This is a genomic window from Streptomyces sp. TLI_105 (genome assembly GCF_900105415.1).
Classification (GTDB): Bacteria; Actinomycetota; Actinomycetes; order Streptomycetales; family Streptomycetaceae; genus Streptomyces.
In genome coordinates this window covers 6504893-6525770 of sequence record NZ_FNSM01000001.1, presented here as the reverse complement: position 1 = coordinate 6525770, position 20878 = coordinate 6504893, and the positions used below count along the sequence as shown (strand labels likewise).

Annotated in this window: 22 protein-coding genes; 14 read left to right on the top strand and 8 right to left on the bottom strand. The window is 73.2% G+C overall.

Annotation, left to right across the window (positions count from 1 at the left end):
- Window positions 1-24: 24 nt before the first annotated feature.
- Entirely contained in the window at window positions 25-1290 is a 1266-nt protein-coding gene (locus BLW86_RS29835; RefSeq protein ID WP_093876906.1) for an enolase C-terminal domain-like protein, read from the bottom strand.
- A 131-nt stretch (window positions 1291-1421) separates the two neighbouring features.
- On the opposite strand from BLW86_RS29835, the gene BLW86_RS29830 reads away from it, so the two are divergent.
- Both BLW86_RS29830 and BLW86_RS29825 read left to right on the top strand, forming a co-directional pair.
- Window positions 1422-2444 (top strand): phosphotransferase family protein, encoded by a 1023-nt coding sequence (locus BLW86_RS29830; RefSeq protein ID WP_093876905.1) that lies wholly within the window; start codon window positions 1422-1424, stop codon window positions 2442-2444.
- A 6-nt stretch (window positions 2445-2450) separates the two neighbouring features.
- Window positions 2451-3665 (top strand): acyl-CoA dehydrogenase family protein, encoded by a 1215-nt coding sequence (locus BLW86_RS29825; protein ID WP_093876904.1) that lies wholly within the window; start codon window positions 2451-2453, stop codon window positions 3663-3665.
- 170 nt (window positions 3666-3835) lie between these two features.
- On the opposite strand, the gene BLW86_RS29820 is transcribed toward BLW86_RS29825, so the two are convergent.
- Both BLW86_RS29820 and BLW86_RS29815 read right to left on the bottom strand, forming a co-directional pair.
- Window positions 3836-4429, bottom strand: coding sequence for a TetR/AcrR family transcriptional regulator (locus BLW86_RS29820; RefSeq protein WP_093876903.1), 594 nt, complete (start codon window positions 4427-4429; stop codon window positions 3836-3838).
- A 77-nt stretch (window positions 4430-4506) separates the two neighbouring features.
- The gene (locus BLW86_RS29815) at window positions 4507-5289 is read right to left on the bottom strand and encodes an SDR family oxidoreductase (protein WP_093876902.1); all 783 of its coding nucleotides are present in this window, start codon (window positions 5287-5289) and stop codon (window positions 4507-4509) included.
- 142 nt (window positions 5290-5431) lie between these two features.
- On the opposite strand from BLW86_RS29815, the gene BLW86_RS29810 reads away from it, so the two are divergent.
- From BLW86_RS29810 to BLW86_RS29795, 4 genes are all read left to right on the top strand, one after another.
- The gene (locus tag BLW86_RS29810; RefSeq protein WP_093876901.1) at window positions 5432-6688 is read left to right on the top strand and encodes an exo-beta-N-acetylmuramidase NamZ family protein; all 1257 of its coding nucleotides are present in this window, start codon (window positions 5432-5434) and stop codon (window positions 6686-6688) included.
- 75 nt (window positions 6689-6763) lie between these two features.
- A complete protein-coding gene (locus BLW86_RS29805) occupies window positions 6764-8107 on the top strand; it encodes an erythromycin esterase family protein (RefSeq protein WP_093876900.1) in 1344 nt (447 codons plus the stop codon).
- Between the two features lie 126 nt (window positions 8108-8233).
- Window positions 8234-9439, top strand: a complete 1206-nt coding sequence (locus BLW86_RS29800; protein ID WP_177181968.1) for an alpha/beta hydrolase family protein — start codon at window positions 8234-8236, stop codon at window positions 9437-9439.
- Between the two features lie 112 nt (window positions 9440-9551).
- Window positions 9552-10148, top strand: coding sequence for a hypothetical protein (locus BLW86_RS29795; protein WP_093876898.1), 597 nt, complete (start codon window positions 9552-9554; stop codon window positions 10146-10148).
- Between the two features lie 468 nt (window positions 10149-10616).
- On the opposite strand, the gene soxR is transcribed toward BLW86_RS29795, so the two are convergent.
- Window positions 10617-11093 carry a redox-sensitive transcriptional activator SoxR gene (gene soxR, locus BLW86_RS29790; RefSeq protein ID WP_093876897.1) on the bottom strand — a complete coding sequence of 159 codons (477 nt, stop codon included), beginning with the start codon at window positions 11091-11093 and terminating at the stop codon, window positions 10617-10619.
- Between the two features lie 120 nt (window positions 11094-11213).
- On the opposite strand from soxR, the gene BLW86_RS29785 reads away from it, so the two are divergent.
- Complete coding sequence (locus BLW86_RS29785) at window positions 11214-11675, top strand: MaoC family dehydratase (RefSeq protein WP_093876896.1); 462 nt, start codon at window positions 11214-11216, stop codon at window positions 11673-11675.
- Here BLW86_RS29785 and BLW86_RS29780 read toward each other — a convergent pair.
- From BLW86_RS29780 to BLW86_RS29770, 3 genes are all read right to left on the bottom strand, one after another.
- Complete coding sequence (locus BLW86_RS29780; RefSeq protein WP_093876895.1) at window positions 11666-12292, bottom strand: TetR/AcrR family transcriptional regulator; 627 nt, start codon at window positions 12290-12292, stop codon at window positions 11666-11668. The genes BLW86_RS29785 and BLW86_RS29780 overlap by 10 nt on opposite strands.
- A 76-nt stretch (window positions 12293-12368) precedes the next feature.
- Window positions 12369-12656, bottom strand: a complete 288-nt coding sequence (locus BLW86_RS29775; protein ID WP_093878949.1) for a YiaA/YiaB family inner membrane protein — start codon at window positions 12654-12656, stop codon at window positions 12369-12371.
- Between the two features lie 61 nt (window positions 12657-12717).
- Window positions 12718-13869, bottom strand: a complete 1152-nt coding sequence (locus BLW86_RS29770; protein ID WP_093878948.1) for an acyl-CoA dehydrogenase family protein — start codon at window positions 13867-13869, stop codon at window positions 12718-12720.
- A gap of 70 nt (window positions 13870-13939) precedes the next feature.
- On the opposite strand from BLW86_RS29770, the gene BLW86_RS29765 reads away from it, so the two are divergent.
- The 4 genes from BLW86_RS29765 to BLW86_RS29750 all read left to right on the top strand — a co-directional run bounded on the left by BLW86_RS29765 (window position 13940) and on the right by BLW86_RS29750 (window position 17526).
- A complete protein-coding gene (locus BLW86_RS29765; RefSeq protein ID WP_093878947.1) occupies window positions 13940-14626 on the top strand; it encodes a TetR/AcrR family transcriptional regulator in 687 nt (228 codons plus the stop codon).
- 18 nt (window positions 14627-14644) lie between these two features.
- On the top strand, window positions 14645-15340 hold the full coding sequence (locus tag BLW86_RS29760; protein WP_093876894.1) for an ArsR/SmtB family transcription factor: 696 nt from the start codon (window positions 14645-14647) through the stop codon (window positions 15338-15340).
- Window positions 15341-15707: 367 nt separating this feature from the next.
- Window positions 15708-16622 (top strand): DMT family transporter, encoded by a 915-nt coding sequence (locus BLW86_RS29755; RefSeq protein WP_093878946.1) that lies wholly within the window; start codon window positions 15708-15710, stop codon window positions 16620-16622.
- A 214-nt stretch (window positions 16623-16836) separates the two neighbouring features.
- Entirely contained in the window at window positions 16837-17526 is a 690-nt protein-coding gene (locus tag BLW86_RS29750; RefSeq protein ID WP_093876893.1) for a TetR/AcrR family transcriptional regulator, read from the top strand.
- Here BLW86_RS29750 and BLW86_RS29745 read toward each other — a convergent pair.
- Entirely contained in the window at window positions 17509-18177 is a 669-nt protein-coding gene (locus tag BLW86_RS29745; protein ID WP_093876892.1) for a TetR/AcrR family transcriptional regulator, read from the bottom strand. The two genes, BLW86_RS29750 and BLW86_RS29745, sit on opposite strands and share 18 nt — an antisense overlap.
- Window positions 18178-18299: 122 nt before the next feature.
- Here BLW86_RS29745 and BLW86_RS29740 point away from each other — a divergent pair, with 122 nt between their 5' ends.
- The 3 genes from BLW86_RS29740 to BLW86_RS29730 all read left to right on the top strand — a co-directional run bounded on the left by BLW86_RS29740 (window position 18300) and on the right by BLW86_RS29730 (window position 20847).
- On the top strand, window positions 18300-19238 hold the full coding sequence (locus BLW86_RS29740) for a DMT family transporter (protein WP_093876891.1): 939 nt from the start codon (window positions 18300-18302) through the stop codon (window positions 19236-19238).
- Between the two features lie 70 nt (window positions 19239-19308).
- Entirely contained in the window at window positions 19309-20109 is an 801-nt protein-coding gene (locus BLW86_RS29735) for an MBL fold metallo-hydrolase (RefSeq protein WP_093876890.1), read from the top strand.
- Between the two features lie 36 nt (window positions 20110-20145).
- Window positions 20146-20847, top strand: coding sequence for a DsbA family oxidoreductase (locus BLW86_RS29730; RefSeq protein ID WP_093876889.1), 702 nt, complete (start codon window positions 20146-20148; stop codon window positions 20845-20847).
- Window positions 20848-20878: the final 31 nt, after the last annotated feature.

Below are 20878 nucleotides of genomic sequence, written 5' to 3'. Positions count from 1 at the left end.
CGGGGGGCCGGCCCGGTTGTGGTGCTACCACGTGCTCGGCGTCCAGCCCGGCTCCGCCCTCCGCATCGCCGCCGCGTCGTCCCGGTCCCTGAACGTGCCGTCGTCGTCGAGCCAGCGCCGGTGCAGGGTCGTGAGCGCCTCGCGGTCCAGTTCGACGCCGAGGCCCGGCGCGTCGGAGACCGTGAGCCGGCCCGCCCGGAAGGCGGGGCGGGGGGTGACGACGTCCTCCGTCTGCCACGGGTAGTGGGTGTCGCAGGCGTGGTGGAGGCCGGGCAGCGTGGCAGCGACCTGGGTCATGGCGGCGAGGCTGATGCCCAGGTGGGTGTTGGAGTGCATGGAGAGCCCGACGCCGTACGTCCGGCAGAGCGCGGCCAGTTCGCGGGTGCGGTGGAGTCCGCCCCAGTAGTGATGGTCGCAGAGGACGATCCGTACCGCATCGGCGGCGAAGGCCTCCGGGACCTCCTCGAAGGTCGTCACGCACATGTTGGTGGCGAGCGGGACGTCCGTGCGGGCGGCGATCTCGGCCATGGCGGCGGTGCCGCTCGCCGGGTCCTCCAGGTACTCCAGGACGTCCTTCAGTTCGCGGGCGACGGCGAGCGAGGTCTCCACGGACCAGGCGCCATTGGGGTCGAGGCGGAGCGGGCGGCCGGGGAACGCTTCGGCGAGCGCCCGGATCGCGGCGATCTCCCGCTCGGGCTCGAACACTCCGCCCTTGAGCTTGAAGGAGCGGAAGCCGTACTCGCGGTCGAAGCGGCGGGCCTGGGCGACGATGCCGGCGGGGTCGAGGGCCGCGCCCCAGTCGTCCGTGCCGGCCCATTTGTGGAAGAGGTACGCGCCGTACTCGACCTCGTCGCGGACCTTGCCGCCGAGGAGGGCGTGGACGGGCAGGCCGAGGGTCCTGCCGAGGGCGTCCAGGCAGGCGGTCTCGAAGGCGGAGACGACGGAGAGGCGGAGCTTGTCGGCGGTGCGCACTCCGCGCAGGCCGCTCGCGTCGACCCCGGCGTCCGTCCCGGAAGGCGCGACGCCACCCGCCTCCTCCGCCAGCGCGAAGAGGCCGTTCACATCCGTGACCGATCGACCCGGCAGCGCCTCGGCCAGCGGCCGGGCGATGTCCAGGTAGACGCCGTCGCCGTAGGTCTCCCCGAGTCCGCTCACCCCTCCCCTGGTGATCACCTCGACCACGAGCCGGGGCGTGTAGGGCTGGTGGACGCCCTGGGTGTTGAGGAGGGGCGGGTCGGAGATGAGGATCGGGGTGAGCCGGACTTCGTCGACGATCAGCTTCGCATCCATATGTGAACCCTATTCATGCATACGTCCAGCCACCAGAGGGCGGGACGCGCTTTCCAGCCGCCCCCCTGGACTGCATACCGACTGGTCGGTCATCATGGGCGCCGACGCAACCGATCCGGAGGTACGCACCCATGAGTTCCGCCCCGCCGCCAGGACTCGACCCCGAGCAGCTGCGCCGGTTCCTCGACCGCGAGCGGCCCGGGCTGCTCTCCGGCCCCCTGGAGGCCCGGCTGATCGAGGGCGGCCGGTCGAACCTGACGTACGCCGTGAGCGACGGCACCGGCCGCTGGGTGGTCCGCCGTCCCCCGCTCGGCCACGTCCTCGCCACCGCCCACGACATGCGGCGCGAGCACCGCGTCGTCAGCGCCCTGGGGGCGACCGACGTGCCCGTCCCCGGGACGGTCCTGTTCTGCGAGGACGAGTCGGTGCTCGGCGCGCCGTTCTACGTCATGGACTTCGTCGACGGGACGCCGTACCGCTCGGCCCATGAGCTCGCCGCGCTCGGCCCCGAGCGCACCCGCGCCACCGTCCTCGGCCTGGTCGACACCCTCGTCGACCTGCACGCCGTCGATCCGGAGGCCGCGGGGCTCGGCGACTTCGGCCGCCCGGACGGCTTCCTCGACCGGCAGCTGCGCCGCTGGGGCAAGCAGCTCGACGCCTCGCGCGGCCGCGAACTGCCGGGGATCGACGAGCTGCACGCCGCCCTCGGGCGCGCGCTGCCCGCCTCGCCGCCGCCGACCGTGATCCACGGCGACTACCGGCTCGACAACGTCCTCGTCGGCGAGGACGACCGGATCCGGGCCGTCCTCGACTGGGAGATGTCCACACTCGGCGACCCGCTCACCGACCTCGGCCTCCTCGTCATGTACAGCACCCCCCTCGACCTGCCGGGCTCCCCCATCTCCACGACCGCCACCGCCGCCGGGCACCCGAGCGCGGCCGAGCTGGTCGAGCGCTACGCGGCCCGCTCGGGCCGCGACACCTCCGGGCTCGCCTGGTACACGGCCTTCGCCTGGTTCAAACTCGCCGTGATCCTGGAGGGCATCCACTACCGGTGGACCCTCGGGCAGACGGTCGGCGCCGGCTTCGACCGCATCGGCGAACTCGTCCCCGTCTTCATCGAGCACGGCCTCACCACCCTTCAGGAAGGCTGATCCGTCATGGAATTCGCGTACGACGCGCGCACCGAGGAACTGCGGGCGAAGCTCCTCGCCTTCATGGACGAGCACGTATACCCGGCCGAGGCCGTCGCCGAGGAGCAGCGCGCCCGGCTCGCCTCCCCCTGGGACACCCCGGCGGTGGTGGAGGAGCTCAAGGCGGAGGCCAAGCGGCAGGGGCTCTGGAACCTCTTCCTGCCGGACGCGGAGTACGGCGCCGGGCTGACCAACCTCCAGTACGCGCCGCTCGCCGAGATCACCGGCCGCAGCCCGCACCTCGCCCCGACCGCCCTCAACTGCGCCGCCCCGGACACCGGGAACATGGAGGTGCTCGCCCAGTTCGGCGACGAGGCGCAGAAGAAGCAGTGGCTGGAGCCGCTCCTCGCCGGCGAGATCCGCTCGGCCTTCGCGATGACCGAGCCCGAGGTCGCCTCCTCCGACGCGACCAACATCGAGACCCGGATCCGGCGGGACGGCGACTCGTACGTCGTCGACGGGCGCAAGTGGTACATCTCCGGGGCGATGAACCCGGACTGCAGGATCTTCATCGTCATGGGCAAGACCGACCCCGACGGCCCGGACGTCCGCCGCCGGCAGTCGATGATCCTCGTGCCGCGCGACACCCCGGGCGTCGAGGTACGGCGCGCGATGCAGGTGTACGGGTACGAGGACCACTCCCACGGCGGCCACGCCGAGGTGGTCTTCGACGGGGTCCGGGTCCCGGCCTCGAACATCGTCGGCGAGGAGGGCGGCGGCTTCGCCATCGCGCAGGCCCGGCTCGGCCCCGGCCGCATCCACCACTGCATGCGGCTCATCGGCATGGCGGAGCGGGCGGTCGAGCTGATGTGCCGGCGCGCCGTCTCCCGTACCGCCTTCGGCAAGACGCTCGCCCAGCAGGGCGTGGTGCAGAACTGGATCGCCGACGCCCGGGTCACCATCGAGCAGCTGCGGCTGCTCGTCCTCAAGACGGCCTGGCTCATGGACACCGTCGGCAACCAGGGCGCGCACACCGAGATCCAGGCCATCAAGATCGCGACCCCGCGCGCGGTCGTCGACATCATCGACAAGGCCGTGCAGGCGCACGGGGCGGGCGGTGTCTCGCAGGACTTCCCGCTGGCCGAACTGTGGGCGGCGGCCCGGACGCTGAAGCTGGCGGACGGCCCGGACGAGGTGCACCAGCGGTCGCTGGCGCGCCGGGAGCTGAAGAAGTACCTGTAAGGGGCGGCTCAGGGGGTGTCTTGCCGATCAGGCCGGATCAGGGAGCGGCGTCTGGTGCCGTGGATCGCAAGGCGGAGGAGGGAGGCAACGCGGAGCGTTGTCGACCGACGACAACGCGGCGAGGCGCGGTGCCAGACGCCGCGAGCCCGGCCTGATCGGCAAGACACCCCCTACGGACGGAGGGCCCGGAGGAGGAGGTCGGCGAGGTGGGCGGCGACCTCCTCGGGGGTGAGGGGGCCGTCCGGGCGGTACCACGTGGAGAGGTGGTGCACGGAGCCGAAGTGGTAGTCGACGACGAGGTCGGCGGGCGTGGCGGAGGAGAAGACGCCCGCCCGCTGGCCTTCCTCGATCAGGGCCCGGAAGCGCTCGTGGTAGCGGCGCCGCTCGGCCCGCACCTGCTTGTGCTTCTCCGGGCTCAGGTGGTGCATGGAGCGGAAGAAGATGGACGCGTCGTCGAGGTTCTCGATGGTGGTGACGACGACGTCCGCGGCGGCGTCGCGCAGCCGGTCCTCGACGGGCGCGTCGGCGTCCGCGTAGGCGTCGAGCCGCTCCTGCTGGAGGCGCAGGACGCGGGAGTAGACCTCCTGGAGGAGGTCCTCCTTGGAGCCGAAGTAGTGGTAGAGCGCGCCCTTGGTGACCCCCGCGGCCTCGACGATCTCCTGGACGGAGGTGCGGTCGTAGCCCCGCTCGGCGAAGAGCCGGGTGGCGGCGGCGAGGAGCCTCTGGGGGACGGGTGCACCGCTCCCGTCCGTCGTCCTGGCCATGCTGCGCCGCCTTCCTTGGTGATCGTTTTCGGTCACGGGAACGCGTTCCCGCCGGTAGATCTTCCCATCCGCCGGCACTACGGCCGACGGGCGCCCGTCTCCCAGGCCTGCTGGACGTGGTTCATGGTGCCGAGCCACCGCTCGGGGTCGGTGGCGCGGTTGCGGTAGTAGCCGGCGACCTCGGGGTGGGGCAGGACGAGGAAGCGGTCGGCGGCGATGGCGTCGAGGAGGGCGTCGGCGACGTCCTCGGGCTCGATGGCGGTGGGGGCGAGGACGAGCTCGCCGGCGGTTCCGGCGGCGGTGAGCATGTCCGTACGGACGCCCTGCGGGCAGATCGCGTGGACCTTCAGGCCGCGGTGGCGGTAGGTGAGGGAGAGCCATTCGGCGAAGGCGTACGCGCCGTGCTTGGAGACGCTGTACGGCGCCGCGCCGATCATGGTGAGCAGTCCGGCGGCGGAGACGGTGGAGACGAAGCGGCCGCTGCCGCGCTCCAGCCACTCCGGGAGGAGGGCGCGGGCCGCGCGGACGTGGGCCATGACGTTGACGTCCCAGGCCGCGGCCCAGACGTCCTCGTCGGCGAAGGCGTCGCCGGGCGAGGAGAGTCCGGCGTTGGCGCACCAGACGTCCACGGTGCCGCCGAGGGCCTCACGGGCCTCGTCGACGACGGCGGAGGCGTCGCCCGGGACGGCGAAGGCGCCGATCTCCTCGGCGACGGCCTTGGTGCGCCCGGGGTCGAGGTCGTTGACGACGACGCGGGCGCCCTCGGCCGCGAAGCGGCGGGCGAGGGCGGCGCCGATGCCGCCGCCCGCTCCGGTGACGACGACGCCGGCGCCCTGGAGCTCGTTCGTGTCCGCGGTCATGGACCCACCTCTCGACTGTGACGACGGGGACAGACTAACCAGTCGGTATGGAAGGGCGGAAGACCCGTTCCGCACGCCTCGTTCCCCGGAACGATCAGAAGCACTAGCGTGCGTGCTCATGCCACTGGCGAGGAGGTCCCGCATGAGCCTGTCGCGTCGGAGTCTGCTGGCCGCCGGAGGCGCCCTCGGGGCGGTGGCGGCCGGCTCCACGGCCACGAACGCCGCCCCCGCCCCCGCCGCGTCCGGTCACGGCCGCGTGCGGACCGGCTTCGAGCGGCTAGCGGCCGACGGATACGCGCTCCTGGCGGGCGAACGGGTCGGCGTCGTCACCAACCCGACCGGCGTCACCCCGGACGCCCGCCACATCGTGGACGTGATGCACGCCGACGAGCGGGTGGACCTGGTCGCCGTCTTCGGCCCCGAGCACGGCTTCCGGGGCACCGCCCAGGCGGGCGGCTCCGAGGGGCGGTACGACGATCCGGCGACCGGCCTGCCCGTCTACGACACGTACCTGAAGAGCGGGCAGCCGCTGGCGGACGTCTTCACCGCCTCCGGGGTGGACACCGTCGTCTTCGACATCCAGGACGTCGGCGCCCGCTTCTACACGTACATCTGGACGCTGTACGACTGCATGGCGGCCGCCGCCCTCGCCGGGAAGCGGTTCGTGGTCCTGGACCGGCCGAACCCGGTGACCGGGCGGGCGGCGCTCGGCCCCGTCCTGGACCGGGCGTTCGCCACCTTCGTCGGACGGGAGCCGATCGCGCAGGCGCACGGCATGACGGTGGCCGAGCTGGCCCGGCTCTTCGACGGCGAGTTCCTGGCCGCGCCCGTCGCCCTGGAGACCGTACGGATGACGGGGTGGCGGCGGACGGAGTTCTTCGACGCGACCGGGCTGCCGTGGGTGCCGCCCAGCCCGAACATGCCGACGCCTGAGACCGCGCTCGTCTACTCCGGCACGTGCCTCTTCGAGGGCACGAACCTCTCCGAGGGGCGGGGCACCACCCGGCCCTTCGAGCTCCTCGGCGCCGAGGGGATCGACCGGCGGTGGGCGGAGGCGGCGAACGCCCTCGGTCTGCCCGGGGTCCGGTTCCGCGAGGCGTACTTCGCCCCGACCTTCTCCAAGTTCCAGGGGAGGACGGTGGGCGGGGTGCAGCTGCACGTCCACGACCGGGAGGCCTTCGACCCGGTACGGACGGGCATCGGCCTCCTGGTCACGGCCCGCCGCTCGTGGTCCGGCTTCGCCTGGCGGGCGGACCACTGGATCGACAAGCTGACGGGCTCGACCCGGGTGCGGACCCTGATCGACGCGGGCGCGGGCGTGGACGAGGTCGTCGGCGCCTGGGAGGCGGACCTGAAGGCCTTCCGGGCGGTGCGCGAGGAGTACCTGCTGTACCGCTGAGAGGGGGCGAACCCCCGTACGGTACGGGTGCGGGCGGGATGTCCCCCGGGCGTCCCGCCGACCACGCTGGGGCAGATGAACCTCTCCTTACGACGCCGTCCGCACCGCCTGCCGCTCGTCGGGCTCCTCCTCGCCGCCTGCCTGGGCGCCCTGGCGCCCGCCGCGGGCGCCGCCGCGGCCCCGGCCGGCCCCGATCCCGCGCGGGAACTCGCCCGCTCCGCCCGGCCCCTGACCGATCTGCGCCCGCTCGACCGGATGGTCGGCCCGGCCAAGGTCGTCGGCCTCGGCGAGGCCACCCACAGCTCGGCGGAGTTCTTCACCACCAAGCACCGCGTCTTCGAACACCTCGTGGAGTCCCGGGGGTTCACCACCTTCGCCCTGGAGGCCAACTGGTCCACGGGCCTCCTCGTCGACGAGTGGGTCCGCACCGGCCGGGGCGACATCCGGGCGATCATGCGGGACGAGTTCCAGGAGTCGTACCGCCTCTGGAACACCGAGGAGTACCTCGACCTCTTCCTCTGGATGCGCGAGCACAACCGGCTCCACCCCGGGCACCGGGTCCGCTTCATGGGCAACGACCTCGGCTACGCCGGCCCGAACCTCTTCGACGCCGTCACCTCGTACGTCGCCCGCGTCCACCCGGAGCTCCTCCCCCGCTTCCGGGAGCTGTACCGGGACTCCCGGCCCACGGGCCCTGTGGAGACCTGGATGAAGGGGTACCTGGAGCGGCCGCGCGCCGAGCGGCAGCGGATGGCCGACGACGTGAACCGCGCCCTCGCCCTCCTGGAGCGGCAGAGCCCCGGCAAGGGCCCCGGGGCCAGGGAGGCGCACCTCTGGGCGGTGCAGCACGCGCGCGCGATCGCCCAGGTCGGCACCGAGTACGCGCACGACCTGACGACCCCGGAGGGGGTCGCCTCGGCGATGCTCTACCGCGACCGGGCCATGGCGGAGAACACCGTGTGGTGGCAGCGGCGGACCGGCGACCGGATGGTGCTCTCCGCGCACAACGGGCACGTCGGCTACGAGACGCCGAAGCCGGACCAGTACCCCCGGTCCCAGGGCGCCTTCCTCCGGGACGCCCTCGGCCGGGACTACGTGAGCGTGGGCGCCTCCTTCGGACAGGGCTCCTTCAACGCGCACGACACCGAAGCCCCCGGCGAGCCGCTCCGGGCCTTCGCCGTCGCCCCGCTCGGCCCCGACAGCAGCGCCCACACCCTGGACCGGGTCGCGTCCGGCCCGTTCTACCTGGACATGAGGCGTACGACTCCGGCGGCGCGCGACTGGCTGGCCGTGCCCCGGCCGGTCCGGCAGGTCGGGACGGCATACCCCTGGCCGGGCGACACGGTGCCGATGCGGCTCTCCACCACCTACGACCTGCTGATCCACTTCCCCAGGGTCTCGGCGGCCCGGCTGCGCTGACGCGCCGTCGCACGTCTGAGCGGGGCCGTGCGCGGGCATGCTGGCCAAGGAGCCGCCGCCCGCGCACGGGGCGCACTCGGCGCTGCGGCCCCCTCGACGTGGAGGGACGGTCTGGCCGTGACCGGGATGAGTGTGGAGCCGTACCGGGAGATCACCTTCGACAAGGACGGCGACGGGCCGCCGGGCCAGGCCTCGGAACTCGCCGCGCTGGCGCGCCGGGGGGTCGGCGACCTGGTGGTCTTCGCACACGGGTGGAACAGCTCGCCGTCCGGCGCCACCCGCCTGTGCTCCGACTTCTTCGCCCCCTTCCCCGGGCTGCTCGCGCCCGGGGTGGAGGCGGGGTACGCGGGGGTGATCTGGCCCTCGATGATGTTCTCGGACGAGCCGGTGCCCGACTACCGGGCGCTCGTGACGGTCCTCCCGGAGAAGGAGCCGGTCATCGGGAGGCTCACGGAACTCCTCGCCGCCGCGCCGCCCGAGGAGTCGGCGTTCGCCGAGTTCGGGGCGCTGCTGCGGGAACTGACGGACGTGAACGTGGGGTCCGTGGCCGTCCGGGAGCCGGTGCCCGAGTTCCTGGTCGCGGACCCGGTCGCGGTGTGCGCCCTGTTCACCGGGGCGCTCGAGGGCACCGGCCCGGTCCCGCCGGAGGGGTTCTTCGGCGAGGGGCTGAAGCGGTACTGGAAGGGAGCCAGGGAGGCGCTGCGACAGGCCACGTACTACGTGATGAAGAAGCGGGCCGGGCAGGTCGGCGAGCACGGGCTCGGGCCGCTGCTCGGCGAGGTCGCGCGGACCGCCCCCGGACTCCGGGTCCACCTCGTGGGCCACAGCATGGGCGCCCGGCTCGTCGCGTACGCGCTGCGGGGGCTGCCCGCCGGGGCCCGGCCGGTCGCCTCCGTGACGCTCCTTCAGGGTGCCTTCTCGCACTACGCGTTCGCGGCGCGGCTGCCGCACGACCCGAGGCGGTCCGGCTCGCTGCGGGACCTCCAGCACCGGGTCCGGGGGCCGGTGGTCGCCTGCTACTCGCGGCACGACACGGCGCTCGGGGTGATGTACCCGCTGGCGTCCCGGGTCGCGAACGACTCCGAGTCGCTGGCCGGCGCCACGGCGGGGCTGCTCGGCACGGACGACCCGCGCTGGGGCGCGATCGGACACGACGGCGTGCAGGCGGTGCCGGGGACGGTGGAGCGGACCCTCGCGGAGGCCCTGCGCGAAGGAATACCGGGCTCGGGGTGCGTGAGCGTGGACGCGGCCGAGGTGGTCCGCTCGCACAGCGACATCCACCGTCCCGAGCTGGCCCGGGTGGTGGTCTCGGCGTCCCGGACGGGCCGGTGAACCGTCCCTTCCGCCCCGCTGATGGCTCCCATCGGAATTTCGATGGAACACGGCGGGGCTCCCGTTCGTCCCTCTGATATCGCCGAAGGACCAGCGACGGAGGTGGCGAGGGATGGCCGGTTTCCGGAGTCTCGCGAGACAGGTGCGCGATCCGGGGTGCGACACGGCGCTGCGCAGGTACTCGCTGCGCAAGTGTCTGGAGAGGTTCGCGCCCTACGGGCACCGCGCGACCTGGGACCATCTGTGCCGCAGGCACAGGTTCGGTCCCGAGGACCGGGAGCTCGACCCGGGGCGGCTCGTGGCCGCGCTCGACGAACTGGAGGAGGCGCGGGCCGTGTGGCTCGCGTACGAGGAGCGGTTCGCCGCCCGGCGGCGGCGCGAGAAGCAGGAGGGGCTGCGCGGACTCGGCGCGCTCGACGACTGGCACCGGCGGGTCTGGGGCGGGAACGGCGTGGTCCGCTGCGAGGACCCGGCGGTGCACCCCTCGGACCCGCTGCCGGAGGTGCTGCGGCGGCTGATCACCGCGCTGGAGCGGGGTCCGGGCGAGGCGTGCCCGGTGTGCGCGGGGCCGCGGATCGAATGGGCGGGACCGGGGCTCGGCCCGGTGTGCGGGGACTGCGGGGTGGGCGTCCCGCGCGCGGCACTGACCTCGGGGGCACTGGCCCGGGCACGCGACGACCGCCCCCACCGACTGGCCTCGGCGGCGTGAGACCCCGACGGGCGGGGGGCTTCATGCGCGCCTCACCGCCCCCCACCGCTGCGGGCTGCGCCCCGCCCACCCCCGTTGCGGGCAGTGGTTCCGCTGGGGCGGTGCCCACCCCCTTCGCCCACCCCCGTTGTGGGCGCGCCGGCTGGAGCGGTGCCCGCCCCCGCACCCCCCGTTGTGGGCATGCGTTCCGCCGGGGCGGAACGGGTGGGCACAACGGAACGGCGCCCCTTGCCGGCGCCAGAGGCTCCCGCGCCTGAACCCGCACCCCTAGATGCGCCGCACTCGTGGTGCGGGTCCAGGCGCGAAACGCGGAGGCGCCGCTGAAGGGCGCCGTCCCGTGTGCCCACCCGTCCCGCCCTGCGGGACGATTGCCCACACGGGCGGGGGGTGGTCGGCTCGGGCACGGTGTCCGCTCCGGCGGGGGCAGCCGCCACACGGGCGGGGGCGGGGACACCCCCGGTCGGCGGGCTAGTCCATGTCCCCCTGCCCGCGCCGCACCGGCAGCAGGCGGGAGCCCGCCATCCGTTCGCCGAAGCGGTCGTCGGGGTTGGACAGGACGCAGGTCTCCAGGGAGAGACAGCCGCACCCGATGCAGTCCGTCAGATGGTCACGGAGCCGACCGAGCTGCTTGATGCGCTCGTCGAGTTCGGTGCGCCAGGCCTCGGAGAGCCGGGCCCAGTCCTCGTTCGTGGGCGTGCGTTCCTCGGGGAGCTGGGCCAGGGCCTCCCGGATGGTGGCCAGGGGGATCCCGACCCGTTGCGCGGCCCGGACGAAGGCGACCCTGCGGAGCGTGTCACGGCCGTAGCGGCGCTGGTTCCCGCTGGTGCGCCGGCTGCTGATGAGCCCTTTCGCCTCGTAGAAGTGCAGGGCGGAGACGGCGGCCCCGCTGCGGGCGGAGAGCTGGCCGACGGTGAGTTCGTGGAGCTTCTCTGGAATATGCGGCACTCGGGGAACCCTACTGGTGCGCCGACGACGGCCGTTGACAGCGGCCCCCGCACCCCACATGCTGAGCAAGCGCTTAGATACCGACCATCGGGTATGCCGTACGAGAAGGGACGAGGACACATGGCCGAGCCGAGGATCTTCACCTCCGCCGAGGAGCTGCGCGCGGGGGTGGGCGAGCAGCTGGGGCACAGCGACTGGCTGGAGATCGACCAGAAGCGGATCGACCTCTTCGCGGAGGCGACCGGGGACCACCAGTGGATCCACGTGGACCCGGAGCGCGCCGCGACCGGCCCCTTCGGCACGACGATCGCGCACGGCTATCTGACGCTGTCCCTCCTGCCGCTGTTCGTCCCGCAGGTACTGCGGGTCGAGGGCATGAAGATGGGCCTCAACTACGGGACGGAGAAGGTGCGTTTCCCCGCCCCTGTCCCGGTCGGCTCGCGCCTGCGCGCCACCGCGGTCCTGACGAAGGTCGAGGAGGCGGGCGGCGGCGTGCAGGTGACGGCGGCGGTGACCGTGGAGCGCGAGGGCTCCGAGAAGCCGGTCTGCGTGGCCGAGTCGGTCTCCCGCTACTACTTCTGAGCGCCGACCATCCTGAGGACGAGGTCGGCGTAGAGCACGCCGATCTCGTCGGCCGTCCGACGGCCCTGCGTGTTGAACCAGCGCGAGACGTCGATGCAGAGGGAGAGCACGGCGACCGCGGTGCCGGACACGTCGAGCACGTCGAACTCGCCCGCCGCCGCGCCCTCTTCGAGGATCCGGCGCACGGTCGCGTCGGACTCGCGGCGCAGCTCGATGATCTCGGCGCGGTGCTCGGGGCCGAGCGCGTCGAGCTCGTACTGGACGACGCGCGCGGTCGTGTGGCGCTCGGCGTGCCAGCGGACGAAGGAGCGGACGGCGTCGGCGAGCCGCTCGGCGGCGGTGCCGTCGCCGTCGGCCGCGGCCCGGAGGATCTCCAGGGCCTTGTCGTGACCGATGCGGCTGATCCGGTGGAGCAGCTCTTCCTTGGTCTTGTAGTGGATGTAGAGCGCGGCGGGGCTCATCCCGGCGCGGCCCGCGATGTCCCGGGTGGTGGTGGCGTGGTAGCCGCGCTCGGCGAACGCCTCGACGGCGGCCACGAGCAGCCTCCGGGCCGCCTCGGGCGTGACCTCGTCCCAGGGCATGTCCTCGCCCCCGGGCGTCTCCTCCGCCGTGCTCATCCCACACTCCTTCTCGGACCCCGTCAGGACGAACACCATACAACGAGGGTGAGCAAGCGCTTAGATCCTCGGGCGCTCAGAGCTTCTGGAAGGGGTCGTGCTCGGCGAGGAGCTTCTCCAGGCGGGCCTGGTCCACCCGGCTGACGATCTGGCCGGCCTCCTGGCGGTCGCGGACGACCTTGGCGAGGGTGAAGGCCGAGGTCGTGAGGTAGAGGACCGAGACGGCGAGGAAGGCCCGGACCCAGGCGCTGGCGTCGAGCTGGTAGATCCCGATGGCCACGGCGGCGATCGCGATCCCGAAGGAGATGACGGCCTGCATGTAGTAGGCGGCGGTGTTCTGCTGCTTGACCGGTGTGTCGCTCATGCCGCACAGCATCGGACGGATGTGGTCGGCGCCACATCCGTCCACGTACTCAGCGACGTACTCAGAAGGCCGAGACCCCCGTCAGCGCCCTGCCGATGATGAGCTTCTGGATCTGGCTGGTGCCCTCGTAGAGGGTCATGACGCGGGCGTCGCGCACCAGCTTCCCGACCGGGTACTCGTCGATGTAGCCGTAGCCGCCGAAGACCTGGAGGGCGTTGTTCGCGGCGCGGACGGCGGCCTCGGAGGCGTACAGCTTGGCCTTGGAGGCGGCGGTGGCGAAGTCCTGGCCCCGGTCGATCAGGTCGGCGACCCGCCAGGTGAGCAGCCGGGCGGCGTCCACGTCGACGGCGATGTCGCTCAGGAGCTCCTGGACCAGCTGGTACGAGGCGATGGGCTTTCCGAACTGCTCGCGCTCCCCGGCGTACCGCACGGCCGCGTCGAGTGCGGCCTGCGCGATGCCGACGCAGCCGGCTGCGACCGACATGCGCCCCTTGGCGAGGGCGGACATGGCGACGGCGAAGCCCTTGCCCTCGGGGCCGAGCATGGCGTCCGCCGGGATGCGGACGTCCTCCAGGACCAGCTCGGCGGTGGCCTGGCCGCGCAGGCCGAGCTTGCCGTGGACGGGCCGGCGGGTGAGGCCGGGGGTGTCTGCGGGGACGAGGAAGGCGGAGACGCCCTTGTGGCCGGGCGTGTCGTTCGTGCGGGCGAAGAGCAGCACGACGTCGGCCCAGGTGCCGTTGGTGATGAACATCTTGCCGCCGTTGACGACGTACGCGTCGCCGTCCCGCACGGCGCGGGTGGCCAGGTTCCCGGCGTCCGAGCCGGTGTCCGGCTCGGTGAGGCCGAAGCAGCCGAGCGCCTCGCCGGTGGCGAGCCGGGGCAGCCACTCCCGCTTCTGCTCCTCGGTGCCCCAGGAGGCGATCGTCTTGGCGACCAGGCCGAGGGAGACGGAGACGATGCCACGCACGGAGGAGTCCCCGCGCCCCAGCTCCTCGGTGACGAGGCAGTACGCGAGGTGGTCGCCGCCCGAACCTCCGTACTCCTCCGGGATCGTGAGCCCGAGGAAGCCGACGGCGCCGAGCTTCTTCACGAGGGCGCGGTCCACCTGCTCGGCGCGGTCCCACGCGGCGGCGTGCGGGGTGACCTCGCGCGCGACGAAGTCCTCGGCGAGCCGCCGTACGGCCTCCTGCTCCTCGCCCAGTTCCAGATTCATGCGGTGCCACCCCACTCGGCCATTTAATTACCACTGCTAGTTTTCCTGGTGCGGGCCTACTATGTGCGCCATGGCCCGACCGCGCAAGCCCCTGCTCAGCCGAGAACGCATCGTCGAGACGGCGGGCGCACTCGTGGACGCGGAGGGCCTGGCGGCGCTCTCCACCCGGCGGCTCGCCGCCGAACTCGGCGTGAGCGGGCCCTCGCTCTACAACCACTTCCGCACGAAGGACGAGATCCTCGACGCGGTCGCGGACGCGGTGAGCGCGAAGATCGACCTGTCGATGTTCGCGGCGGACGACGGCCGGGACTGGTGGACGGCGCTGCACGACTGGGCGGTCTCCTACCGCGCGGCCCTCGCCGACCACCCGCACATCGTCCCCGTCCTCGCCCAGGGACCGGGCCGCCGCCCGGCGGGCCTGAAGGTCGCCGACGCCGTCTTCGGCGCCATGGTCCGGGCGGGCTGGCCCCCGGCCCAGGCCACCTCCATCGGCGCGCTGATGCGGTACTTCATCACCGGCTCCGCCCTCGGCTCCTTCGCCCGCGGCTTCGTCGACGACGAGACGGCCTACGACCCGGCCGACTATCCCCACCTCGGCCAGGCCCACCTCCTCGCGGAGCGCCGCCAGAAGGTCGACGAGGGGGCGTTCGAGACGGGCCTGCGGGCGCTGCTCGACGGTCTGCGACTGCAGTACGAGGCGGTCCCGGCCCGCCGGTCCGCGGCCGCGCCCGACGGTTCGGCCGACGCCGAAGCGTGAGTGCGGCAGGCTTGCCCCATGGCAGCCAGTGATCTCGCCGCGCTCGCGGCGCTCTTCGCGGACGAGAGCCGCGCCGCGTTCCTGCTCGCCCTGCTCGACGGGCGGGCCTGGACCGCCGGGGAGCTCGCCCGGCACGCCGGGGTGGCGCCGTCCACCGCCAGCGAGCACCTCGGGAAGCTGGTGGCGGGCGGGGTGCTCGCGGAGGAACGGCAGGGCAGACACCGGTACGTGCGCCTCGCCGACCCCGGGGTCGCCCATCTCGTGGAGGACCTGGCCGCCCGGTCCGAGCCCGAGGTGCCCGCGCCGCCGCGCTCGCTGCGCGCCGCGAGCGCCGGGCAGGCGATGGCGCGCGGCCGGACCTGCTACGACCACCTCGCGGGACGGCTCGGCATCGCGATCGCCGACGCGATGACGGACCGCGGACTGCTGCGCCAGGACACCGGGTTCGCGCTCACGGACCGGGGCCTGGCCTGGTTCGACGAGCAGGGCATCCCCCTCGTACGGAAGGGGCGGCGGCCCGTCGCGCGCGGCTGCCTCGACTGGACCGAGCGCCGCCCGCACCTCGCGGGGCTCGCGGGCGCCGCGCTGTGCCGGCACGCGCTCGACGCCGGATGGTGCGTGCGGATCGGGTCCGAGCGGGCCGTGAAGGTGACCCCGCAGGGCGAGACGGCCCTGCGAACCGGCCTCGGCATCCCGCCGACGGCCCTGCGCTGAGCGGAGCGGGGCGGGACCGAGCGGGGCCAGGCCGGGCGGGGCGGAGCGGGGCCGAATGGGGCGGCGTTGCCACGCCCAGCGGGGCGGAGCGGGGCCGGGCGGGGCCAAGCCGAGCAGGGCCGGACCGAGCAGGACCCGGACCGGGGCCGAGCAGGGCCGGTCCGGGGGCCGAGCGGAGCAAGGCCGGGGGGCCGAGCAGCGCAGGGCCGGCAGGGCAGGGCCCGGCCAGGGGGCCGAGCAGGGCCGGGGCCGAGCAGCGCAGGGCCGGCAGGGCCGGGCCGGGGGCGGCCAGGGCCCGGGCCTCCGCCCGTACCCCCCGCTCGATATTGCGGTGAGCGCCGAACGGTCCACCGCCTACGGTCGGGGCATGCAGAAGCAATCCTCCCGGCTCGCGCTCGCCGCCGCCGGTGTCACCGTGGTCCTGTGGGCCTCCGCCTTCGTCTCCATCCGCAGCGCCGGGGCGGCCTACTCCCCCGGCGCGCTCGCGCTCGGCCGGCTGCTCGCCGGGGTGCTGGTCCTCGGGGCCGTGCTCCTGGTGCGGCGGGAGGGGCTGCCGCCGCGGGCCGCCTGGCCGGGGATCGTGACCTCGGGGCTGCTCTGGTTCGGGGCGTACATGGTGGTCCTGAACTGGGGCGAGCAGGAGGTCGACGCGGGCACGGCGGCGATGGTGGTGAACATAGGGCCGATCCTGATCGCCCTGCTCGGCGCGCGGTTCCTCAAGGAGTCGCTGCCGCCCCGGCTGCTCGCGGGCATGGCGGTCTCCTTCGCGGGGGCGGTGACCGTCGGCCTGTCGATGTCCGGCGGCGGCTCCGGCGGACACGCCTCCGTGCTCGGGGTGGTCCTCTGTCTGCTCGCGGCGATGGCGTACGCGGGCGGGGTCGTGTCCCAGAAGCCGGCACTCGCGCACGCCAGCGCGCTCCAGGTCACGACCTTCGGGTGCCTGGTGGGGGCGGCGGCCTGTCTGCCCTTCGCCGGGCAGCTGGTCGAGGAGGCGGGCCGGGCCCCGCTGTCGGCGACCCTGAACATGGTCTACCTGGGGGTCTTCCCGACCGCCCTCGCGTTCACGACCTGGGCCTACGCCCTCGCCCGTACGACCGCGGGCCGGATGGGCGCGACGACGTACGCGGTGCCCGCGCTCGTCGTGGTCCTCGCGTGGGTGTTCCTGGGCGAGCTACCGGGTCTGCTCACGCTCGCCGGGGGTGCGCTGTGCCTCGCGGGCGTGGCCGTATCCCGCTCCCGGGCGCGGGCCGCCGTGACCGCCGGAACGGCTGGATCCACCTGACAGGGCATACCCCCGGTTCCGGTCAGTTCGCGGGCGGTCCGCGCAGGGCGGGCGCCCGCGACCTGGGAGGAAGGCGCGCGTCAAGCCCCAGTTCCGGCCGGACGGGCGAGAAGCCACGTTTCGCCGCTCCCCGGCCGGATAGTTTCGAGGCGGTCACAGGCGTAGGCCGGAACATAACGCTCCGGCACCTTCTCGCAAGCCCACGGGGGAGCTCATGGCGATTCAACAGCGGGCGGAGCGGACGAGACAGGAGATCCTGTCGTCGGCCGCGCGGGTGTTCGACAGGGTGGGGTACGAGCGGGCGTCGCTCGCCCGGATCGCCGGCGAGGCCCGGCTGACCACCGGCGCCCTGGTCTTCCATTTCGCGACCAAGTCGGATCTGGCGACCGCGGTGCGCGGGCGGGCCCGCGCGGTCACCCGGATCACGGTCGAGTCGGCCTGCCTGTCCACGGAGGGCATGGGCGGCACCGCGATCGACAAGCTGGTGATCACCACCCACGCGCTGATCCGGCTCTTCGAGACCGACCCCGTGGCGCGGGCCGGGGAGCGCCTCGCCCGCGAGCTGCAGTCGACCGACCCCGGGCCCGGGCAGGAGTGCCCCTGGCGGCGCGAGGTGGGCCGTCTCGCGCGGTACGCGGTGGCGGAGAAGGCCCTGCGGCCGGGCGTGGACGCGACGGCGGTCGCGGCGCTGATCGGCTACGTGATCACCGGGGTCGAGCTGGAGATGCGCCGCCCGAGCGCCCCGGCCGACGAGTCGTGGCCCGCGGAGAGCGGCGCCCTGCACGATCCGGCCGAGGAACGGCTCCGCCGCATCTGGGAGTTGATCCTGCCGGGGCTCGTCCACCCGGCGACCCCGGCGCCGCCGAAGGCGCCCTCGCAGGGGAGGTCAGCGACCGCCTCCTGACTCCAGCAGTCGACGGGCGAAGACCGTCAGTGAACGTCCGATGCGCTCGGCCGAGAGGCCGAGCTGGTGCCGCTGGAACTGGAAGAGTTCGGGCGACAGCGGACTGAGCGCGATGTCGATCAGCGGATCCGGGTCCTCGACCCCGTGGTCGACCAGCAGGGTGCGCACGTGGACGCGCCAGAAGCCGTACGCGCCCGTCCGGAAGCGCGCGGGGCCGGTCTCCGCCCCCAGCGCCAGCGGCAGATGCCGTTCGAGCAGATCGAGCATCGCCAGATAGAACGCCGCGAGCCGCTCCCCGGCCGGTGCGCCGGGTCCGAGCGGCGGCGGTCCGTAGATGAGCTGCCCCTGCAGCCGGCGCTCGTGCTCGTCGAGCAGCGCCACGGCGACCGAGGACGGATCGGGGAAGCTGCGGTACAGCGTGGCGCGGCCGACGCCCGCCGCCTTGGCGATCCGGTCCATGGTGACCGATCGCGGGTCCTGTTCGGCGAAGAGCTGCTCGGCCGCCGCCAGGATCTGGGCACGGTTGCGCTCCGCGTCAGCGCGCCGGCGCGGGGCGACCGGCTGCTCCTCCGCCGCCTGAAGATCGCCGAGGAGTCCGCCGACCCGGTGCACGGAGGCGGCTCCACGACCTCGCTGCTCGTCGTCGCTCATGGACCAGACCTTACTTCCCTCGGGGCTAAGTGGACACCTTGTCCGTTTGCCATGTTGCATGGCATGCTAAACGGACTCAGTGTCCACTTATCCGCTCGCCATCCCGCCCCAGGGAGATCCAGATGCACACCGCGCTCCTCGCCGCGGCCCTGCTGGTCGGCTGCCTCCTGGCCGTCCAGGCCTCGGTGAACCTCCAGCTCAACTCGGCCGTCGGCACCCCGTACGGCGCTTCGACCATCCAGCTCGGCGTCGCGACCACGCTGCTCGTCGTGCTCGCGGTGGCGGCCGGCGCGCTCGGCGCGCTCGGCAAGCTGCCCGACGTGGAGTGGTGGCAGCTGCTCGGCGGACTCGCCAGCCCCCTCTACATCACCAGCGGCATCCTGCTGTTCCCACGGCTCGGCGCACTCGCCGCCGTCGGACTCTTCGTCACCGGCCAGATGTTCGCCTCGCTCGCCCTCGACCTCTTCGGCCTCCTCGGCCTGAAGCAGAAGGACCTGAGCGTCGGCATCGTCCTCGGCGCCCTCGCCGTCCTCGCGGGCATCGTCGTGATCATCCGGGGCATGAAGGCCGCGGCCCCTCCCGGCGCCCCCAAGATGTCGAGCGCCGGCCGTGTCGGCTGGCTCGTCCTCGGCATCGTCGCCGGCGGCGTCCTGCCGGTCCAGGGCGCGGTCAACGCGCAGCTGCGCGCCCAGCTGAAGGAGCCCATCACCGTCGCCGTGATCAGCTTCGCCGTGGCGACCTTCACCATCGCCGTCGTCCTGCTCGTGCTCTACGCGACCCGGAAGACCCCGAAGCCCAAGATCGCCCCGCTGAAGAAGATGCCCTGGTGGGGCTGGCTCGGTGGCGCCTGCGCCGCCGCGTACGTCACCGGCACCTTCCTGCTCATCCCCACCATCGGCGCGGCCGTGACCATCGCCCTCACCGTGACGGGACAGCAGCTGACCTCCGCGCTGATCGACCACAAGGGCCTGTTCAAGCTCCCGCAGCGCTCCCTGACCAAGCCGCGCGCCCTGGGCCTCGCCCTGCTGATCGCCGGCTCCCTGACCATCCAGCTCGTCTGACCGAGGCCGGCGCCCCCGGGCCCCCGGCCCGGGGCCCCCGGCCCGCTCGGTGCGCCATGAAAGGTGAATCGTGAGAACGTCCTACACCGCCGGGCCGGACATCCACGTCCTCCCCTCGGCCCTGCCCATCCCCGGCCTCGGCGACCAGCCGGTGAACGCCTTCCTCGTACGGTCCGGGCAGCCGCTCCTCGTGGACACCGGCATGCCCGTCGACCGGGAGGGCTTCCTGGACTCCCTCTGGTCGCTGGTCGACCCGGCCGACCTGCGCTGGGTCGTCGTCACCCACGACGACCGGGACCACACCGGCGCGCTCGGCCGGATCCTCGATGCCGCGCCGCACGCGAAGGTGCTCGCCAACGCGATATCAGTGACGCGAATATCGGAGGAGTTCAGCATTCCGCAGGAACGGGTAGTAACCGCGAACCCGGGAAGTCGTGTGAAAGTCGGTGATCGCGAGCTGAGCTTTCACCGGCCGCCCACCTTCGATTCACCCGGGACTCTCGCCGTGTTCGACCATTCCGATGGAACGCTCTACAGCTCCGACAGCTTCGGCACCGTCGTGGAAGAAATTCGCCAGGATTTCACCGACCTTTCCGAGGAAGAATTCTTCCACGGCTTCGAGGTGCTGAACCGTGCAATAGCCCCGTGGACCGCGCTGGTCGACGAGGCGAAGTTCCTGCGGCCCGTGCGCGAGCTGGCCGCGCTGCGTCCCGCGCGGCTGCTCAGCGCCCACGGGCCGACCGTCGAGGAGAGCGCCGTGCCCCGGCTCTTCGAGGCGATGGCCCGCATCCCGTCCCTGCCCGCCTGGCTGCCGGACGCCGACCTCGACCTCGAGGCGGCGCTCGACGCCCACGAGTCCAGCGCCGGCTGAGCACCGCTCCGCCCGCGCACCGAACAGAGGAGAACCATGTCCGACCCGACCACCGCCGATCTGACCCCGCCGCGCGGAGTCGTCACCGTCTTCTCCGACATCTGGTGTTCCTTCGCGCACATCGCCATCCACCGGCTGCACGCCACCCGGGCCCGCCTCGGCCTGGAGGAGCAGGTCTCCTTCGACCTGCGCGCCTTCCCGCTGGAGCTGCTGAACGACGCCCCGAGCCCGCGCCCCGGCACGGACAGCGAGGTCGCCCGGATGGCCAGCCTGGAGCCGGCCGCCGGCTGGCAGCTGTGGCAGGCGAAGGACTGGCTGTACCCCTCGACGACGCTGCCCGCCCTGGAGGCGGTGCTCGCCGCGAAGGAGCAGAGCCTGAACGCCTCGGAGCAGCTCGACCTCGGGCTTCGCCGGGCCTTCTGGGCCGAGTCGCGCTGCATCAGCCACCGCAAGGTGATCCTGGACGTGGCCGCGGAGACGGGCGCCGTCGACGTGGACGCCCTCACCGAGGCGCTGGACGACGGGCGGGCCCGCCGGAGCCTCTCCGACCAGGCGGCGCTGTCCAAGAGCGACCGCGTGAACTGCAGCCCGCACCTGTTCCTGCCCGACGGCTCCGACCATGCCAACCCCGGCATCGACGTGGGCTGGGAGGGCGCGTACGGCATCGGCTGGCCGGTGATCGCCTCGGACGACCCGAAGGTGTACGAGGACATCCTGCTGCGGGCCGCCACGGAGTAGTCGAAAAAGCCGCCGCCGGCGGCCTAAAAAG

Coding starts and splice junctions, on each gene's coding strand:
- BLW86_RS29835 (WP_093876906.1), bottom strand. CDS start 1,290: ATGGATGCGAAGCTGATCGTCGACGAAGTCCGGCTCACCCCGATCCTC.
- BLW86_RS29830 (WP_093876905.1), top strand. CDS start 1,422: ATGAGTTCCGCCCCGCCGCCAGGACTCGACCCCGAGCAGCTGCGCCGG.
- BLW86_RS29825 (WP_093876904.1), top strand. CDS start 2,451: ATGGAATTCGCGTACGACGCGCGCACCGAGGAACTGCGGGCGAAGCTC.
- BLW86_RS29820 (WP_093876903.1), bottom strand. CDS start 4,429: ATGGCCAGGACGACGGACGGGAGCGGTGCACCCGTCCCCCAGAGGCTC.
- BLW86_RS29815 (WP_093876902.1), bottom strand. CDS start 5,289: ATGACCGCGGACACGAACGAGCTCCAGGGCGCCGGCGTCGTCGTCACC.
- BLW86_RS29810 (WP_093876901.1), top strand. CDS start 5,432: ATGAGCCTGTCGCGTCGGAGTCTGCTGGCCGCCGGAGGCGCCCTCGGG.
- BLW86_RS29805 (WP_093876900.1), top strand. CDS start 6,764: ATGAACCTCTCCTTACGACGCCGTCCGCACCGCCTGCCGCTCGTCGGG.
- BLW86_RS29800 (WP_177181968.1), top strand. CDS start 8,234: ATGAGTGTGGAGCCGTACCGGGAGATCACCTTCGACAAGGACGGCGAC.
- BLW86_RS29795 (WP_093876898.1), top strand. CDS start 9,552: ATGGCCGGTTTCCGGAGTCTCGCGAGACAGGTGCGCGATCCGGGGTGC.
- BLW86_RS29785 (WP_093876896.1), top strand. CDS start 11,214: ATGGCCGAGCCGAGGATCTTCACCTCCGCCGAGGAGCTGCGCGCGGGG.
- BLW86_RS29780 (WP_093876895.1), bottom strand. CDS start 12,292: ATGAGCACGGCGGAGGAGACGCCCGGGGGCGAGGACATGCCCTGGGAC.
- BLW86_RS29775 (WP_093878949.1), bottom strand. CDS start 12,656: ATGAGCGACACACCGGTCAAGCAGCAGAACACCGCCGCCTACTACATG.
- BLW86_RS29770 (WP_093878948.1), bottom strand. CDS start 13,869: ATGAATCTGGAACTGGGCGAGGAGCAGGAGGCCGTACGGCGGCTCGCC.
- BLW86_RS29765 (WP_093878947.1), top strand. CDS start 13,940: ATGGCCCGACCGCGCAAGCCCCTGCTCAGCCGAGAACGCATCGTCGAG.
- BLW86_RS29760 (WP_093876894.1), top strand. CDS start 14,645: ATGGCAGCCAGTGATCTCGCCGCGCTCGCGGCGCTCTTCGCGGACGAG.
- BLW86_RS29755 (WP_093878946.1), top strand. CDS start 15,708: ATGCAGAAGCAATCCTCCCGGCTCGCGCTCGCCGCCGCCGGTGTCACC.
- BLW86_RS29750 (WP_093876893.1), top strand. CDS start 16,837: ATGGCGATTCAACAGCGGGCGGAGCGGACGAGACAGGAGATCCTGTCG.
- BLW86_RS29745 (WP_093876892.1), bottom strand. CDS start 18,177: ATGAGCGACGACGAGCAGCGAGGTCGTGGAGCCGCCTCCGTGCACCGG.
- BLW86_RS29740 (WP_093876891.1), top strand. CDS start 18,300: ATGCACACCGCGCTCCTCGCCGCGGCCCTGCTGGTCGGCTGCCTCCTG.
- BLW86_RS29730 (WP_093876889.1), top strand. CDS start 20,146: ATGTCCGACCCGACCACCGCCGATCTGACCCCGCCGCGCGGAGTCGTC.